Below are 16,767 nucleotides of genomic sequence, written 5' to 3'. Positions count from 1 at the left end.
AAGTCACGCCATATTGCTGTTACCGGAGGAAATTTCGGTTTTTCGGCTGCGCAGTTTGGCAATACCCCAGAAGATGGCGGGAGAAACAAGCAGGAAGACGCCGAGCGTCATTAACGACGCAACCAAGCCATTCGACCAGAATATGGAAAGTTCGCCGCCGGACATCATCATCGACTGACGGAATGCATCTTCTGCCTTGTCTCCGAGAACCATGGCGAGAACCAACGGCGCCAGCGGATAATCTAGTTTCTTGAAGATATAACCCAGCGCCCCGAATGCGATAACCAGCCAGACGTCGGTTATCGAGTTGGCGACCTGATAGGCACCGGAGAAAATGACCGCAACAATGATCGGTCCGATGATCGAGAACGGCACGCGCAGAATAGATGCGTAGAGCGGCACGGTCGCGAGTACCAGAATAACGGCGACGATATTGCCAAGATACATGGACGCAATCAGGCCCCACACGAAATCCGGACGATCCGTGAACAATGTCGGGCCGGGAGTGAGGCCCCAGATCATCAGGCCGCCCATCATCACAGCAGCGGTAGCCGAACCCGGCACGCCAAGCGCAAGCATCGGGAGAAGCGCAGATGTACCGGCTGAATGGTCAGCGGTTTCCGGTGCCACGATACCGCGAGGGTCTCCCTTGCCGAACTTCGATTTATCACGGGCGGAACGACGGGCCACGCCATAGCTCATAAAGGATGCGGCCGTTGGCCCGGCGGGTGTTATGCCCATCCAGATACCGATCAGCGTCGATCGTGCAAGCGTAAACCAGTAGCGCGGCATTTCCAGCAGCGTACGCCCAATCTCACCGAGACGCACCCGCGCCTTGATTCCATCAAAGCGTAACCCCTCTTCCGTCGTCAGCAACAATTCGCCGATCCCGAACAGGCCCATCACTGCAATCAGAAAGGAAATACCCTTGATGAGTTCCGGTATCTCGAATGTCAGGCGCAAATTGCCCGAGATCGTATCCATGCCCACCGAAGCAAAAGCAAAACCGATCATCATGGAAACGAGCGTCTTGAAGGGCGATTGAGCGCCCATGGATATGAAGCTGGCAAAAGCCAGAAAATAAACAGCGAAATATTCCGGCGATGAAAACCGCAGGGCGAAATTGGCAACCCAACTGGAGAGCAGTGTAATCATCACCACGCCCGCCAGTGCTCCGATACCAGCGGAAACGAATGCCAGCGTCAAAGCGCGGCTCGCATGTCCGGCCTTCGCCATCGGATAACCATCGAACGTGGTGGCAACAGAGGAAGGCTCGCCTGGAATATTGAACAGAATGGACGTTGTCGATCCGCCGAACAATGCTCCCCAATACATACAGGAAAGCAGAATAATCGCGGAAATAGGGTCCATCGTGAATGTCAGCGGCAAAAGCAGGGAAACGCCATTGGGCGCGCCCAATCCCGGCAAGACGCCAACCAGAATTCCAAGCGTCACACCCAGCATCATCAACAGAACATGATTGAAACTGAGTATATGGGCGAAGCCATCCATCAAGAGACTGAAGTTTTCCATGTCTTTCCTCCAAAGACATCGGACTTTCCGGTATCAATAAATGCCGAAGAAAGCCTCGACCGGGCCTTTAAGGAGCGGAACCTTGAAGCCGATTTCAAAAATGACGAAAAAGAACAGGGAAATGGCGATACCGGCTGATATGGAAGCCCACCACTTGTAGCGTCCCTGAAACATCATCGCTCCAGCGATGTAGAGTGCCGTGCCGACATACAACCCGAGAACCGAGGATATGGCAGCGAAGGCAACGAGCGGCAAGGCGAAACCGAAAACCGGTTTCAGCCGGGAGAGTTCAACGAAGACTTCCCCGCTACCGCGATGTTTTACAAATGCCACACCGAGATTGACCGCACTTCCGAACATGATCAGCAGCCCGATGTAGAACGGAAAATAACCCGCATCCGGCCCCATTTCCGTCCAGCCCGTACCAGCCTGTTGTGCGCCGAAAGAGACCGCCGCTCCCAGCCCGCCTGTCAGGAGAGCAACGCCCGTCTCGATGACGAAGCGGGAAATGCCGCCTTCACCTTTATCACTCATGGGATGAACCCCTTTGATGAATGATGCAGACGCCATCGGCGTCTGCATGAATGCACAAAACGTCAGTTGGCGAGCCAGCCTTCACGCTTGAGCACGGCTGTTACCGCTGTTTCATCGTTCTTGATAAAGGATGAGAGTTCACCACCGCTCATATAGGCGGAAGATTGCGAACTATCGGCAAGATACTTCGCCCATTCAGGTGTCTCTGCAACCTTCTTGAGTACGCCTGCATAGTAATCGACGACGTCCTGATCGACGCCGGCTGGAAGCCATACGGTGCGTGGCATGGAGTAATTTTCGATTGTAATTCCTGCTTCCTTGCAGGTCGGGATGTCGCTCCAGCCCATGTCGCCAGCAACCTTGCCGTCACCCTTGAGCTTTTCTCCCTTGAAAACACAAAGTGGCTTCACCATACCCGCCTGCCATTGACCGAGGTTCTCACTCGGATTGTTGACATTGGCCGCGATATGCTCGCCCGCAAGCTGAACGGCGGCTTCGCCACCGCTTTTGAACGGGATATAGCCAAGCTTTGAGCCTGTGGCATCGTTGATCATGGATGTCAGAATCTGGTCAACGTCCTTGGACTGGCTGCCGCCAACCTTCATGCCCGCATCATCTTTCGCCTTGGCGATAAACTCTGCGGCTGTCTTGAAGTCGGACTTTCCATTGACCCAAAGAATGAATTCATCCGAAGCAAGCGCCGAGACGGGGAGCAAATCTGTCGATTTATAAGGAACTTTGGCGCGCACTGGCAGAAGGTAGGCGTTGTTGGTTCCGAATGCGAGCTTGTAAGGATCGCCCTTATAGCCAGCAGTATAGACAAAGCCTTCCGCCCCGCCTGCGCTGCCTTTGTTTGTGACAACGATTGGCGCGCTCATCAGATCATATTTACCGATGATAGACTGGATCGTACGCGTGAAAATATCCGTGCCACCGCCCGGTCCGGCAGTCACGACAAACTCCACAGGCCGTATCGGCTCGAATGCCAAAGCAGATGATGCGATTATTGCCACACCTGCCGCCAGGCACGCGATATGCAAAGACTTCTTCATGGTCCATCCTCCCAGTTAAGCGGCACAGGCCTCCCCCCATGCCGATAGTGTCAAAATGTCGAAAATCAGGCCGCGTCTGAAAGTGCAGCTGCTCTTTTCGCCATTCGTGCCGCGAGCAGGATCGCTTCGCGCGTGGCCCCCACGTCGGCGACGCCCTTCCCGGCAATATCGTAGGCAGTGCCGTGAGCAGGAGTGCAAAGGGGGAACGGCAATCCGCCCATCATTGTCACACCTTTGTCGAAGCCCATAAGCTTCATCGCGATCTGCCCCTGATCGTGATACATGGTCAGCACCGCCTGAAAGCCATCCTTCAGCGCGCGCAGAAATACTGTGTCAGCCGGAAACGGACCATCGACATCGAACCCCTTGGCCTTCGCCGCCTTGACTGCAGGCTCAATGATGTCAATTTCTTCCATGCCAAAGCTGCCGCCATCACCGGCATGCGGATTGAGTCCGGCCACTGCGATCTTCGGATTGTCATATCCCGCCTTCTTCAAGCAAAACCAGGCCAGTTCCAGCTCGGCGAGAATTCCTTCAACAGTCAAGGTCGCAGCTACATCCTTGAGTGGAATATGCGACGTCACGCGTGCGTTCCAGACTTTCTCCAGAACATTGAACTCACGCACCTTGCCTTTGAAGCCCAGCACATCGGCAACAAAGCGGATTTCGTCGTCATAACCTGGATAGGCGAACCGCATGGCCTGCTTGTTGAACGGCGTAAAGCAAACAGCCTGTGCATGCCCGGCATCGGCAAATTCCAATGCAGTACGAAAGTTCTGGGTTGCAAAAGTTCCACCGACCAGCGTGGCTTCACTGCGCACAACATCCTTCGGATCGAGATTCCTCAAGTCAATGAAGACGTGCTTGCCGACCGGCATGTTCGGTGCATTTTCGAGAGTGGATTCCTGAAGATCAAGCTCAACACCCGCAATATGCGCACCTTCGTTCAGAATGCGGCGATCACCAAACACGATGAGATGCGCTTCCTTTCTGACATCGGGCAAAGCGAGGAGGCGTGCTGTCAGCTCGGGACTGACACCGGCTGGATCCCCCATTGCAAGCGCAATCACGCTCGGTTCAGCGCCATTAGCGGTCATTCGTATCCTCCTCGTCTGCATTCTGTATGCAATATGCATATGGCAGGTCTCAGCGCGATGCAAGTATTTTGTATTCTGTATGCAGCATTTTATATTGACGGTTGAGAGCAGGCCAGCCATCTTCACCTCGAACGGTGAGGTAAGGATTCGGGCTCACCCTTTGAGAAAAAGGCCGATGGACGAAAATCAGAAAACCGAGCAAGCCGAACACGGCTCACAATCGTTCCGCCGCACGGCTTTGCACGATATGCTTGTCAACCATCTGCGCGACATGATCATTGAAGGACAGCTGGAGCCCGGCACGCGCCTGCATGAAGGGCAGCTTGGAGAACAGCTCGGCGTGTCCCGCACACCGCTGCGTGAGGCTATCAAATATCTGGCCAGCGAAGGATTGGTCGAGCTTGTTCCAAGCCGCGGCGCAGTTGTGAAACGGTTCAGCGCAGCTGATGTCAAGGACATGCTCACCGTCCTGCGCACCCTGGAAGAACTAGCAGGCAAACTGGCCTGCGAGCTCGCAACCGACAAGGAAATTGCTGAGGTTCGTTCGCTGCACGATGAAATGATCAAGCGCTACCGAACCGCTGATCGGCTGCAATATTACAAACTGAACCAGCAGATTCATATCGCTATTGTTCGTCTTGCCAAGAACCCTACGCTGGCAGACGTTCACCAAATGCTGCAGACACGATTGAAACGGATTCGTTTCGTCGGCCATGAAGGCGCCGAGAAATGGGCGGCGGCTGTATCGGAGCATGAAGAAATGATCGAGGCCCTGGAGGCCCGTAACGCGACCCGGTTGTCCGAAGTATTGGGCCGCCATTTGACCAATGCATGGGAGCGCGTACGCGAATCGATGTAGGCGAGCGGTTCGCGGAAGCGCGCGGCGAAGCCAATGCCACGCCGAAAAATATCGAATGGCATGCACACGAAACATGCTGACACTGGGTTGGCGGCAAAAAAGCCGTCGATTGCGCTAGTAATGCGGGTGCCGATATAAGAATTCGGAGCTGACACGACCCGGAAAGGACCTTTATGCTGCCGACCGAACCCGATCCTCACCGCCTGGAAATGACGGTTTTGATGACGCCCGACATGGCAAATTTCAGCGGCAAGGTTCACGGCGGCGCCTTGTTGAACCTGCTGGACCGTGTCGCTTTTTCCTGTGCATCGCGCTATTCGAAACAATATGCAGTTACGCTTTCTGTCGATCAGGTCACGTTCAAGGAGCCGATCAACGTCGGTGAACTCGTGACGTTTCGGGCTTCGGTAAACCATACTGGCCGAACGTCCATGGAGATCGGCATTCGCGTGGAAGCGGAGCATATCCGCTCGGGCAAGCGCCGCCACACCAATTCCTGCTATTTTACAATGGTAGCGGTCGATGATACCGGGCGACCTGTTGCAGTGCCTGCCTTGATCCCAGTCGACGCTTTGGATCGCAGGCGCCATGAAGCAGCCGAACTCCGACGGACGCTCCGACGGGAATTCGCACAGCGGATGGAAATGGTTGCCGCGACCGGGCGAGACATCGTCGACACCACGGAGTTGTAAAAGCAATCTTTGCTACAAAGATCGCTTGGCGGACAGCCGAAATCGCTGATGGGCGTCGGCTAGTGCTTAGATCACCAATACCGTATGCAGGACTGAGCAAGAGAACGGAAAGGCCCTTTCACCCCAAAAAAAAGTGCCTGCTCGGCGGAATCTTCATTCAGCAAGCGCGTGGGTGGCGACGTACTGCGTTTCAATTCTCTTGCCGGTGTGGCGATCAAAGCTGGCGCCGGAAATGGCGGCGGACCTTCCACATGAAAAGCGCATCCGCCAATATCTGGAGCGCTATGTCGATTTTATTTGGGAAGATGCTGAGCGGGCGGCTTTGTTCGATTATTTGAACAACAACCCGGTCCGGACGCTGGAACAAACCGCTGATTTGTTCCGGGATTTCCTCGCATATACCGATGCGATCATTCTCGCCGCGCAGGAAGCGGATTCGGTTCATTCAGGATCGCCAAAGCTCCTTGCAAGTTTTGCTCGCGGTGCGACCCGTCATACCCTGAAACGAAGACGTCCCAACCCGCTTCCCCTTGAGCCCGAGGAAAGGCAGTTGATTATCGATATGTGCTGGAGTGCTCTGACGGGCGCCAACAAGGCGTAGCTATTAAGGAATTTAACGAACCGCGACTGGCATTTGGAATAACGGCCTGACTTTTTTGCGAGTAGGCCAGCTCACTGATCTTACATGGTGAGAACAAGGGGCTGACAGTCCCAGTTTGTACGAAAGCTTTCTATTCGTTTCGATGTTTCCCACCTATCGTGTTCAAAGCACCTTGCGAGTCGTTCCCGCATCAACGTTGAAAGTTGCCGGTTGACTACTATAAATGTATTTTAGTGGGAGTTAAAAGCCAAAGGCAGAAAGAATGACCCAAAGCAATCTTTCGAGCAATTCATCCCAGATCGAACCATTACAAATTCATGATATCAAGGTCATAGATAACGTAAAGCTCAAAAAGGCTATCACCGCTGCAGCCTTGGGCAATGCCATGGAGTGGTTTGATTTTGGCGTATATGGCTTCGTCGCCTATGCTTTGGGCCAAGTGTTCTTTCCAAATGCCTCGCCCGGCACGCAGACCATTGCAGCCCTGGCTACTTTTTCCGTACCATTTCTGGTGCGTCCCCTTGGTGGGTTGTTTTTTGGCGTCATGGGTGACCGTTTTGGCCGCCAGAAAGTCCTTTCCCTTACCATTATAATCATGGCCGCCAGCACTTTTTGCATCGGCCTCATCCCCTCTTACGCCACCATTGGCATCTGGGCCCCAATCCTTCTGTTGATCTGTAAGCTGGCGCAGGGCTTTTCCGTCGGTGGTGAATATACCGGAGCTGCTATTTTCGTAGCAGAATATGCACCCGATAAACGTCGCGGCTTTCTGGGCAGCTGGCTCGATTTTGGCTCGATTGCCGGTTTTGTTCTGGGAGCCGGTTTCGTTGTTTTTCTCAGCACAATGCTCGGCGAAACAGCCTTTCTAGAGTGGGGATGGCGGGTTCCATTCTATTTTGCTGCGCCTCTCGGGCTGATCGGACTGTATCTGCGTCATGCGGCTGAAGAAACGCCAGCGTTTATGCAGCAACTTGAAGCACTGGAAAAAGAAGATCGGGATGCAATCGAAGACCGCCCGATGGTGTCATTCAATGAAATTGTCAGCAAATATTGGCGTGCGTTAAGTGTGTGCACCGGAATGGTGCTGGTGACGAACATCACCTATTACATGCTGCTGACCTACATGCCGACCTACCTGTCGCAAAGCCTTGGCTATTCCGAGGACCGCGGTGTGCTCATCATCATCGTGGTGATGATCGGCATGCTGTTTGTTCAGCCAGTTGTGGGATTTCTCAGTGATCGGTTTGGCCGCAGACCGTTTCTGATTATCGGAAGCGTTGGCCTGCTGTTGTTGTCTGTTGTTGCCTTTCACCTGATCGCCAGTGGCAACATCGCAACGATATTTGTCGGGCTGCTGATACTGGCAGTCCTGCTTAATTGTCTCACTGGCATTATGGCGTCAACACTTCCGGCGCTTTTCCCCGCGCGTATTCGATACAGTGCTCTCGCGGCGGCATTCAATATTTCGATTATCATCGCGGGACTGACGCCGACCGTTGCTGCTTGGCTCGTCGAGGCCACAGAGAACCTCTATTTGCCCGCCTATTATCTTATGTGCGCTGCAGTTATCGGGCTGATCACGGCGTTCTTTCTACCCGAAACGGCTAACCGTCCACTGAGAGGAGATACACCGAGCGCATCGAGCAAGACCGAAGCCAAACAGTTATTGCAGGAAGCCTATTCCAATATAGAGCAGCGCGTTCAGGCAATCGATGAGGACATTCTCACGCTCGAACAACAGATCGAGGATTTGCGCCTGCGTAGACAGGCACTCGTGGATCGACATCCAAAACTTTCTTGATCTCGCGTGGAAGCAATACTGCGCCGACGAGTGGCAGATGTAACCTACCCTGCTTGTCAGAACGGTGCTTCTAAAGTGTAAACCTGCCCGAAGAAGCCGCGACGGAACAGGCGACGAAGCTTAAACGGGATTGCTACTTACGAAAGGGTTTTAAGTTGAAATTCTGAACATGCACAGTGAGTTGTGCCCCCATTGAAGCATGGCGTCAATCTCTGGCGCGCCTAAAATAAGACAAATGCACTCTTGTTTTAAAAACAACATTTGGATTATAGGAAAGCCAGTTCCACAAGGCCGACGGAAAAGAGCGTCCCGCAATCCAGGATTTTATCAGTGACTGCAATGAAAACTCTTCTGGCCGCTACCGGCCTTGTTGCTGTGTTCGCGCTTCAGAACAATGTAGCAGATGCCGCCACACAATATCCGCTGACGCTCGAAAACTGCGGTACGAAAGTAACGTTTCAGAAGGCGCCGGAGCGCGCGATCAGCCTTGGACAGAACAGCGCTGAAATCATGTTGCTTCTGGGCCTTGAGGACAAAATGGCGGGAACGGCGTTCTGGCCAAGCAAGGTTTTGCCGCGGCTTGAAGCCGCCAATTCTAAAGTAAAGCTTCTCACCGTTGAGTTCCCGACATTTGAATCGATCCTTGCAGAAAATCCGGATTTCGTAGCGGCAGCTCTTCCAAGCCTCATTGGCCTGAACAGCAAGGTTGCAAAGCGCGAGGATTTCGACAAGGTAGGCGTCCCCACCTATCTTTCGCCCAGCACGTGCCTGAGCACAGAGAAGGTCAGGGATGAATATGGCAGCCGCGACAAGCTGTGGAACATGGATCTTCTTTATAAGGAGATCGACGAGCTTTCGCAGATTTTCGATGTTTCAGATCGCGGTCAGGCGCTGATCGCTGATTTCAAGGCACGCGAGGCGGCCTTGCGCGCAAGCGTTCCCGCGAGCGGTAAGAAACTTTCTTATGTCTTCTGGTTCTCCAGCCCGTCGCCATCGGCGGACGCCTATCTGGGTGGAGGAAACGGTGCCTCGAGCTTCATCGCTGACGTTCTGGGCGGCGAGAATGCCATCAAGGCAGAAGCCGAATGGCCGACGCTTGGTTGGGAAAGCATTATCGCCGCCAACCTTGACGTCATTGTTGTTGCAAATCTCGACCGTAATCGTTGGGAACTCGACAAGCCAGAAGCCAAGATCCAGTTTCTCAACACAGACCCTGCGGTCAGCCAGATGCCAGCCGTCAAGAACAAGGCCATTGCCGTCATGGATGGTCAGGCGATGAACCCGACCATCCGCACGATTTATGGCGCAGAACAGGTCGCGGAACAGCTGAAAGCGCTTGGTATTCTCAAGTGAGTGCTGCTGGACCATCTTTAAGGCATTGGGGCGCCTTCAGCATGATGCTGTTGGCGTCGCTTGTTGCAATCGGATTGGTGGTGGGTATCAGTGTCGGGATCGGAGATCTGCCGATCCCTTTATCGACAACGTTTGCAGCGATAACCAATCGTCTTGGATGGAGTTCCGTCGAGCTCAATCGCATTCATGAAACGGTCATCTGGGATTACCGCCTCAGCCGCGCGTTGGTGGCGGCATTTTGTGGTGCGGGTCTCGCGCTTTCAGGCGCGATCATGCAATCGCTTTTGCGCAATCCGCTGGCTGAACCCTATGTTCTGGGTATTTCGGCGGGAGCATCGACCGGTGCTGTAACAGTTGTCATCCTTGGCATCGGTGCTGGCGCAGTTTCATTATCAGCAGGCGCATTCGTTGGCGCGTTTGCGGCCTTCTTCTTTGTTGCGCTCCTCTCCAATGGAACAAGGGGCGGTGCGGATCGCACCATTCTGGCGGGCGTAGCGGCTTCACAACTTTTCAACGCTGCGACCTCGTATATCGTCACCACATCCGGCGATGCGCAGCAGGCTCGTGACGTGATGTTCTGGCTCCTTGGCAGCTTCGGTGGCGTTCGCTGGCCAGAATTCACGCTGGTGTCGGTGGTCATCACCTTCGGTCTTATCGCCTGCCTTCTCTATGCCCATGTTCTGGATGCTTTCGCTTTTGGCGATGAAGCCGCCTCATCGCTCGGCGTTAATGTGGCCCGTGCGCGCATTGTTCTCTTTGCGCTCACAGCAATGATGACAGCCACTATCGTCAGCATGGTCGGTTCGATAGGCTTCGTCGGGCTCGTTGTCCCTCATGCCGCACGCTTCATCGTCGGTCCGCTACACATAAGGTTGTTGCCCGCCTGCGCGATCGTCGGTGCAATCTTCATGGTGTTGGCCGATATCGCCTCACGCGCGTTGATACCGCAACAGGTCCTCCCCATCGGTGTGGTGACAGCACTTGTCGGCGTGCCTTTCTTCTCGATCATTCTATACCGTTTTCAGCGCCCATCATGACGATCAGAGCCGAAAATCTTGTCTGGAAAATTGGCAAGAAAACGATAATCGACGACGTGTCTTTCGAGGCAAAGCCTGGAAAGATGCTGGGGCTTTTAGGACCAAACGGTTCTGGAAAAACATCCCTGCTGCGTCTGATCGCGGGCTTAAAACGCCCCCATTCCGGGCATGTCCTGCTTGACGAAAAAGATATCAATACAGTTGCCCGGCGTAGCGTCGCGCAGCGTGTGGCTTTTGTTGAACAACACGCCACGACAAACGCTGGTCTGAAAGTCCTGGACATTGTAAGACTTGGGCGTTTTCCACACAGATCGATGTTCTCGGGCTGGACAGGCGCGGATGAAGGAGCCGTTCAAGATGCAATTGAACGCACCGGTATGACGGCCAAGAAAAACGACACGTGGCAAAGTCTGTCAGGTGGCGAAAAACAGCGCACGCATATTGCAAGGGCTTTGGCCCAGACGCCGAAAGAGCTCATCTTTGATGAACCAACCAATCATCTGGATATTCAGCACCAGATGAGCTTGTTAAAGCTGGTTTCAGGGTTACCAATCACGAGTATCATTGCACTGCACGACCTTAATCATGCCGCCATGTTTTGCGATGAATTGATCATTATGCTATCTGGAAAGATCGTGACTTCGGGGACACCGGAAGAGGTCATCAACGAGACTATTCTGAAGCAAGTCTTCTCGATTGAAGCGCGCGTGGAAACTTCTCCGTTCAGCGGGCGCCCACATATCCACTATCTGAGATAAGAAACGCGCCAGATAAAACAGGGGCGTTTAATAATATACCCCGATCCATTTGCCCCCACCACGCGGCGAAGAACTCTGGATGAGTTGCGCAAGAAGGCGCCACACCTACTGTCGACCAGCCTCACCAGATGCGCAGGCTGCGCGCGGCGTCGGCAAACAATACGGCAGCTCGCGAAGTCAGCAGTCCAACGGATTGTAGACGATTTTGTCGTGGTCACCACCCTCGCCCGTTCGGTCTGCATCATCCTGGCGGATAACGAGCCAGCCGGAGTGTTGAAACATCGATTAACTCTCGCTTTTATTAGCCAAATCGAATAGAAGCGTTGAGTACTGCCGACGCAACGTCCTCATAAAAATTGGAATAAACTATGGATAGTGCTGTGCTTTTTCTGCATGGACGTGGTCAGTCGGCTGATGAAATCCGGTCGCTGGATTGGAGTCGGAAACCGATCGGAGTGCCTGGGAATTGGCCAGCGCCTCTGGTCACTGCGGTGCAGATGATGCTGGCTTCACAATTTCCCAAAGCAATCATTTGGGGTCCGGAATATACGACGATTTATAACGACGCTTTCAGGCCTATTCTCGGTGAGAAAGAGAACTGCATGGGAGCATCCTTTCGCGATATTTGGTTTGAAGTCTGGGATGAACTGCTGCCGATGGTCCAGAAAGCTTATGCTGGCGAAGCGACGTTTATCGAAGACTACCCTCTCGTGATCGATCGACACGGTTATGATGAACAGTGCTACTTTACTTTCTGCTACAGCCCGATCTTTGACGAGCAAGGGCGTGTTGGCGGGATGATCGATACAGTCATCGAAACTACCGAAAAGGTGGAATCCGAAAAACACGCCAAGATTCTAAATGCCGAACTCGCTCATCGCATCAAGAATACATTCAGTGTGGTATCTGCAATTGCGAGCCAGACATTCAACAATAATGCCGACGAAGAGGTCATCAACACTTTTACTAAGCGGCTGTGGGCGTTGGGCAATGCTCATGATGTTCTTCGGCTTGGTAAAAGCTCAGAAGGTTCATTGCGTCAAATCGTGTCTGGAATAACAACAGCGCTGGCTGTTGCCGAGCGCGTTCACATGAGTGGGCCCGATGTAATGATCGGTCCGAAGGGCGCGTCTACCCTTTCGCTTTTGATTCACGAACTGACGACCAATGCGATCAAATATGGAGCGCTTTCCAATGATTCCGGACAGGTGCAATTGAATATTGCTGTATCCAAGAAACGAGTTGATCCGGTTTTTTCAATGAATTGGACCGAAGTCGGTGGCCCGCTCGTTACTCAACCGACAAAAACAGGATTTGGCTCCAAGCTCATAAGAATGGGTCTGCTAGGCTCCGGGGAAGTTAGGTCTGAATTTAGACCCGAAGGCTTCAATGCAGAGTTTTCCGCGCCCTTACGGCAGTTGCAGGGGGAAGGACGACTTTTTGGCTCGACTTGAATTTTGATGGGGTCGCAGTCTTCCGAAATATGAAGAATGTGCGTCTCAAGCTGAAGATACACAGCGGAAAAGCCACGCGCGGTTAGGCACCAACGTATCTGAACTCTTCCTTGGAAAGTTTGCCGACATGCGGTTGTGGTTAGCTTATGAACGCATTCGCCTCACATGTGATAACTGGGAAGCTTGCAATGTCTTCCAGTTTGATGCTCCTCCCGACGATTATAAATCCACCGAAGATTAGTTGCCGAGCGCGTCCATTCAGAAGCGAACCAGGGCAACCGCCAACCTCTGCCCGGCTCTCTCGAAGAAGCCAGCTGCAGGAAGGGAACATCAAGGAAAGCCGTTCGTTATTCTGCTTCAGCCAAGGAGAAATGAATGCGCAAGTCCGTACTGTTCCTAATTCTAGCTATTGGTGTCATCTTGGGATTTATATTTGCAACGCCTTATTATTATGGAGTAAGCCCTCAAAATAGCGGAGAGCAAGGAACCAATACCGTCCGATGATATTTCTCCTAAAGGACCGGAAAGGGCGCGTTCGGGGTCATCATCGATCTGAGCGCGCAGACCGCGGCTTCAAACATTCGCATCTGGAACGATGCTAAACGGCCTATCAATGTTCAGGCCAGAATATACCGCTGGAGTCAGAGCAACGGAGCGGACACTTACGCGGAAGCAACCGATGTCGTCGTCAGCCCGCCCATATCGCAGCTGAAACCGGGCAGCGAAAACATCGTGCGTATCGTTCGCACGTCGAAAAGTCCGGTCAAGGCGGAAGAAAGCTACCGGCTGATTGTCGATGAACTTCCTTATATTGCGCAGCGACGATCCGGCACACTCAATCTGGTGATCCGTCATTCCATTCCGGTTTTCTTTTCGCAACCCGGTACGCCGGATGCGAACCCGTCATGGAGCGTCCAGCGTCAATCGGGCGGATATCGGGTGACCGTTAACAACACAGGAAACAAGCGTCTGCGTGTCTTCGACCTTGCATTGCAGGGTGCGGGCGGTCGTGCCGTCGCACAGCGGAAAGGCCTTGTTGGATATGTTCTGGGGCAATCAAGTGCATCTTGGTTTATTCCTGGAACAGGTGGAAGTCGGGGTGGTGGCTCGCTGGCGATTTCAGCTCAAAGCGAAGCTGGCCCGATAAATGTGCAAGCGAGCGCCCGGGGCGGTCGATCTTGCGGTTTTGACGATTGCGTTTCTAACGGTCTGCACAGGATGTCTGAAAGCTGCGGCGCAGGAATTGCCACCTACGTCGTCGGGGACGCTTGTTTCCGACGATACCCCTCTGGAGCTTCAGCTTGAGGTCTATGTGAATGGCGCATCATCGGCACTGATCGCTACGTTTCGTCAAACACCGGACGGATCACTTCTTATTGAGCCGGAACAGCTCAAGAATGTCGGGATCAAGCCCGCTAGGGAAGCTGCGCGGGACGACGGATGGATCGACGTGAACCGGCTCTCCGGGGTTAACGTCACCTATGATAAGGAGGACCAGATCGTTCGTTTCAATGCGCAAGAAAACAAGCGCGCCGCGCGTGTCATTGATGCGCAGTCTGGCGAGGAAGTCGCGTCTGAGGAAGAGGACGACAAGCCCAAAGCCAAGAGCAATTTCGGCAGGCTGGTGAATTATACGATCTATGACGCCAGCGGTGGACAGGATTGGTATGATCTGACGCAGTTCGAAGGTGTATCGGGCCTAATGGAAGGACGCCTGTTCGGTCCCTATGGCGTCTTCTCGTCGTCGCAGGTGATCAGTTTGTCCGATGCCGACAGGTTCGGCTCGACGCGGCTCGATACGAGATGGTCCTTTCCGGATCAGCAAACACTGATGACCTATAATGTTGGCGACTTCATCACGGGTGGCCTTTCATGGACGCGACCGACCCGTCTGGGCGGCGTGTAAATCCGGCGCACTTTTTGACTGCGGCCCGATCTGGTCACCATGCCGTTGCCTGAACTGTTGGGGTCTCCGGCCGTGCCGTCAACGGCCGATGTCTATATCGACAATGCCCGTCGTGCGATCAGCAATGTTGCGTCCGGGCCGTTCTCGATCACCATCCTCCCGGTGGTCACTGGCGCAGGCACAGCGCGTATGGTGGTTCGCGACGTTCTGGGCCCTGAAACGGTGACGGAAGCGCCGTTCTATGCTTCGGCTGATTTGCTGGCGAAGGGGCTCGCGGATTTCTTCGCTGAAACCGGCTTTGCCCGCCGATACTACGGCACGGAATCGAATGATTATGATGGCCGGATCGTAGGAGGCGGCACATTGCGAGATGGCCTCACAAGTAACACAACCATTGAGGGGCATGTCGAGGGTACTGAGAACTTTACAATGCAGGCATTGGTGGCGTTTTCAATATAGGGCCCTTCGGCGTGGGGGCACTATCTGGAGCGAACAGCAAATTTGGCGGCGAAACCGGCTACCAGTATGGCGCAAGCATTGAAGCTGAACTCTGGGAGGAAGACTGGACTTTCGGATGCAAGCAGCAGATGGGGGCGGCCATGTCTTGTTTGATCACGATATTGCAAAAAGAACTCAACCGGCTGAAGATCGTTCAGTAAATCAGAGAACCATCTTGCCCAGATGCAGGCAAAGCGCCGCTTGATCTCAGTCGCAGCCAGATGCACGGGCCTTCACAGGACTTTGTAAAGCGAAGCTAACGGTAAGGAGAGACTGGATTCCTATGAATGTAACGAGGCACGTAGCCTCCACCCGAACGTGAAGGCCGTCCGCCACGGGCCGCAGAAACGCGTAACCATCGCCAAAACTGATAACACTGTTCCGGCCAATGATTTCGAAAGACACCAAACACGCGCTGAACTCAATGCATAGAAATTTGCCTGCCTCATCCGGATTTGGATGAGTTACGAACGTTTCGGTACTGTGCGTGTATGTGATATTTTTTATCATGGAAGCCGTAGGTTCCTTACGTCGCGACGTGCAACGTGCATTTCTCCGCTTACGGTCGCGAAACTGATTGCACCGTCGTCGTTGTTCTCAGCCAGGAAATCTATTATCGATTGACTACTGCTGATCGTCACGAAAGTGAGGTGTCATGGAGCAGACCGGTTCTCGATAACTTGATGATTATAGAAATCTGTTTCCCTGATCGAGCCAGTTGGGGCTAGCCATTATCGATCAGGAGCTCTTTGACAGCGCTGCAAAAACTCTCAATCTCATTCGCCTGATGGCTGGCGGTAATGGAAACCCGTAGTCCTGCTTCGCCCCTGGCTACGGTTGGAAAGAAGATAGCTGAAGCGTAGAAATTTTTCTTCAAAAGCTCCTGGGCACACCCAATGGATGTCATTTCATCGCCGATGCGGATAATGCGGATCGGCAGCGCGGAGCCCGATTGAGCTGTGGGGATCAGTCTGTCGAAAAATGCGATATTGTCCTGCAATGCGGCCTGTCGTTGCCCTAGCTCTGAAGACTGATGGATTTCAGCTGAAGCTAGCCCAGCACCAATAGCGGCAGTATTGAGTGACGCTGAGAATGCGTGCGCAATAGCATAACGGCGAAACAAACTTTCCTGGTGGGCGGTTCCAAGCATCAGCAGCCCCCCAGATGCTCCAAATCCCTTCCCTAACGATGTGACAATTATGGTTCGATCTCCAAGGTTATCGAACTGGGATCTCGCATAACCTTGCCCTTTCCTTCCGACAATGGATATACCGTGTGCATCGTCAATGTAGAGAAACAACCCGTATTTTTCTTGCAAACGTTTCAATTCATCAATGTGCGCGCTGCCTCCCATGGAGTAAACGCCATCGCAAATGTAGGCTACGCTTCGGTTTTTCTTACAGATGTCCTCAAGCATTTCATAGTCGTTGTGAGGAATCGTTTGAACGGCGGTTTCATCGGCCACGGTGTTGTCACGTTAACTGGGCTGCAGTTGCCTGCCTGACGGTTTGGGCGTAAATTTTGGCGATGCAGACATCAGATATCATCTTCAAGCGTCACCGTTTTCCGCCACAGATCGTTGCTCATGCGGT

The 16,767-nt window shown here is 53.4% G+C and carries 16 protein-coding genes and 1 pseudogene; 12 read left to right on the top strand and 5 right to left on the bottom strand.

Annotated elements, in window-relative coordinates:
• Nucleotides 1-3 precede the first annotated feature (3 nt).
• The 4 genes from ABWW11_RS22740 to ABWW11_RS22725 form a co-directional block, all read right to left on the bottom strand.
• Complete coding sequence (locus ABWW11_RS22740; protein ID WP_109366314.1) at nt 4-1,533, bottom strand: tripartite tricarboxylate transporter permease; 1,530 nt, start codon at nt 1,531-1,533, stop codon at nt 4-6.
• A gap of 33 nt (nt 1,534-1,566) precedes the next feature.
• Nucleotides 1,567-2,067 carry a tripartite tricarboxylate transporter TctB family protein gene (locus tag ABWW11_RS22735; protein ID WP_109366456.1) on the bottom strand — a complete coding sequence of 167 codons (501 nt, stop codon included), beginning with the start codon at nt 2,065-2,067 and terminating at the stop codon, nt 1,567-1,569.
• 62 nt (nt 2,068-2,129) lie between these two features.
• Nucleotides 2,130-3,119: a Bug family tripartite tricarboxylate transporter substrate binding protein gene (locus ABWW11_RS22730; RefSeq protein WP_109366315.1), complete on the bottom strand. Its 990-nt coding sequence runs from the start codon at nt 3,117-3,119 to the stop codon at nt 2,130-2,132.
• 65 nt (nt 3,120-3,184) lie between these two features.
• Nucleotides 3,185-4,216, bottom strand: coding sequence for a 4-hydroxythreonine-4-phosphate dehydrogenase PdxA (locus tag ABWW11_RS22725; protein WP_319080495.1), 1,032 nt, complete (start codon nt 4,214-4,216; stop codon nt 3,185-3,187).
• 175 nt (nt 4,217-4,391) lie between these two features.
• Between ABWW11_RS22725 and ABWW11_RS22720 the strand changes: the two genes are divergently transcribed.
• The 12 genes from ABWW11_RS22720 to ABWW11_RS22665 all read left to right on the top strand — a co-directional run bounded on the left by ABWW11_RS22720 (nt 4,392) and on the right by ABWW11_RS22665 (nt 15,336).
• Nucleotides 4,392-5,075 (top strand): GntR family transcriptional regulator, encoded by a 684-nt coding sequence (locus tag ABWW11_RS22720; protein ID WP_109366317.1) that lies wholly within the window; start codon nt 4,392-4,394, stop codon nt 5,073-5,075.
• A 173-nt stretch (nt 5,076-5,248) separates the two neighbouring features.
• Nucleotides 5,249-5,767 (top strand): acyl-CoA thioesterase, encoded by a 519-nt coding sequence (locus ABWW11_RS22715; RefSeq protein ID WP_167836138.1) that lies wholly within the window; start codon nt 5,249-5,251, stop codon nt 5,765-5,767.
• A gap of 232 nt (nt 5,768-5,999) precedes the next feature.
• A complete protein-coding gene (locus tag ABWW11_RS22710) occupies nt 6,000-6,368 on the top strand; it encodes a hypothetical protein (protein ID WP_109366318.1) in 369 nt (122 codons plus the stop codon).
• Between the two features lie 262 nt (nt 6,369-6,630).
• A complete protein-coding gene (gene proP / locus ABWW11_RS22705; protein WP_121539222.1) occupies nt 6,631-8,169 on the top strand; it encodes a glycine betaine/L-proline transporter ProP in 1,539 nt (512 codons plus the stop codon).
• 330 nt (nt 8,170-8,499) lie between these two features.
• Nucleotides 8,500-9,522 carry an ABC transporter substrate-binding protein gene (locus ABWW11_RS22700; protein ID WP_319080496.1) on the top strand — a complete coding sequence of 341 codons (1,023 nt, stop codon included), beginning with the start codon at nt 8,500-8,502 and terminating at the stop codon, nt 9,520-9,522.
• Between the two features lie 41 nt (nt 9,523-9,563).
• Nucleotides 9,564-10,559, top strand: a complete 996-nt coding sequence (locus ABWW11_RS22695; RefSeq protein WP_121539224.1) for a FecCD family ABC transporter permease — start codon at nt 9,564-9,566, stop codon at nt 10,557-10,559.
• On the top strand, nt 10,556-11,317 hold the full coding sequence (locus tag ABWW11_RS22690; protein WP_121539225.1) for an ABC transporter ATP-binding protein: 762 nt from the start codon (nt 10,556-10,558) through the stop codon (nt 11,315-11,317). Before ABWW11_RS22695 ends, ABWW11_RS22690 begins: the two co-directional genes overlap by 4 nt.
• Before the next feature lie 368 nt (nt 11,318-11,685).
• On the top strand, nt 11,686-12,771 hold the full coding sequence (locus tag ABWW11_RS22685; protein ID WP_319080497.1) for a sensor histidine kinase: 1,086 nt from the start codon (nt 11,686-11,688) through the stop codon (nt 12,769-12,771).
• 543 nt (nt 12,772-13,314) lie between these two features.
• The gene (locus tag ABWW11_RS22680) at nt 13,315-14,076 is read left to right on the top strand and encodes a fimbrial biogenesis chaperone (protein ID WP_121539633.1); all 762 of its coding nucleotides are present in this window, start codon (nt 13,315-13,317) and stop codon (nt 14,074-14,076) included.
• Complete coding sequence (locus ABWW11_RS22675) at nt 14,015-14,677, top strand: fimbria/pilus outer membrane usher protein (RefSeq protein WP_319080498.1); 663 nt, start codon at nt 14,015-14,017, stop codon at nt 14,675-14,677. The genes ABWW11_RS22680 and ABWW11_RS22675 overlap by 62 nt, the downstream gene beginning before the upstream one ends.
• Nucleotides 14,678-14,749: 72 nt before the next feature.
• Nucleotides 14,750-15,136, top strand: a complete 387-nt coding sequence (locus ABWW11_RS22670) for a hypothetical protein (RefSeq protein WP_167836180.1) — start codon at nt 14,750-14,752, stop codon at nt 15,134-15,136.
• Nucleotides 15,137-15,147: 11 nt separating this feature from the next.
• Nucleotides 15,148-15,336, top strand: a complete 189-nt coding sequence (locus ABWW11_RS22665) for a hypothetical protein (RefSeq protein ID WP_319080499.1) — start codon at nt 15,148-15,150, stop codon at nt 15,334-15,336.
• 563 nt (nt 15,337-15,899) lie between these two features.
• On the opposite strand, the pseudogene ABWW11_RS22660 reads toward ABWW11_RS22665, so the two are convergent.
• Nucleotides 15,900-16,643: pseudogene (locus ABWW11_RS22660) on the bottom strand (aminotransferase class I/II-fold pyridoxal phosphate-dependent enzyme); the annotation flags it as partial.
• Nucleotides 16,644-16,767 lie beyond the last annotated feature (124 nt).

The organism is Brucella sp. NBRC 113783 (assembly GCF_040372265.1).
Lineage (GTDB): Bacteria > Pseudomonadota > Alphaproteobacteria > Rhizobiales > Rhizobiaceae > Brucella > Brucella teleogrylli.
Note: the sequence above shows the minus strand (reverse complement) of the source record. Positions and strands in the feature narration are given on the sequence as shown.

Coding starts and splice junctions, on each gene's coding strand:
- ABWW11_RS22740 (WP_109366314.1), bottom strand. CDS start 1,533: ATGGAAAACTTCAGTCTCTTGATGGATGGCTTCGCCCATATACTCAGT.
- ABWW11_RS22735 (WP_109366456.1), bottom strand. CDS start 2,067: ATGAGTGATAAAGGTGAAGGCGGCATTTCCCGCTTCGTCATCGAGACG.
- ABWW11_RS22730 (WP_109366315.1), bottom strand. CDS start 3,119: ATGAAGAAGTCTTTGCATATCGCGTGCCTGGCGGCAGGTGTGGCAATA.
- ABWW11_RS22725 (WP_319080495.1), bottom strand. CDS start 4,216: ATGACCGCTAATGGCGCTGAACCGAGCGTGATTGCGCTTGCAATGGGG.
- ABWW11_RS22720 (WP_109366317.1), top strand. CDS start 4,392: ATGGACGAAAATCAGAAAACCGAGCAAGCCGAACACGGCTCACAATCG.
- ABWW11_RS22715 (WP_167836138.1), top strand. CDS start 5,249: ATGCTGCCGACCGAACCCGATCCTCACCGCCTGGAAATGACGGTTTTG.
- ABWW11_RS22710 (WP_109366318.1), top strand. CDS start 6,000: ATGGCGGCGGACCTTCCACATGAAAAGCGCATCCGCCAATATCTGGAG.
- proP (WP_121539222.1), top strand. CDS start 6,631: ATGACCCAAAGCAATCTTTCGAGCAATTCATCCCAGATCGAACCATTA.
- ABWW11_RS22695 (WP_121539224.1), top strand. CDS start 9,564: ATGATGCTGTTGGCGTCGCTTGTTGCAATCGGATTGGTGGTGGGTATC.
- ABWW11_RS22690 (WP_121539225.1), top strand. CDS start 10,556: ATGACGATCAGAGCCGAAAATCTTGTCTGGAAAATTGGCAAGAAAACG.
- ABWW11_RS22685 (WP_319080497.1), top strand. CDS start 11,686: ATGGATAGTGCTGTGCTTTTTCTGCATGGACGTGGTCAGTCGGCTGAT.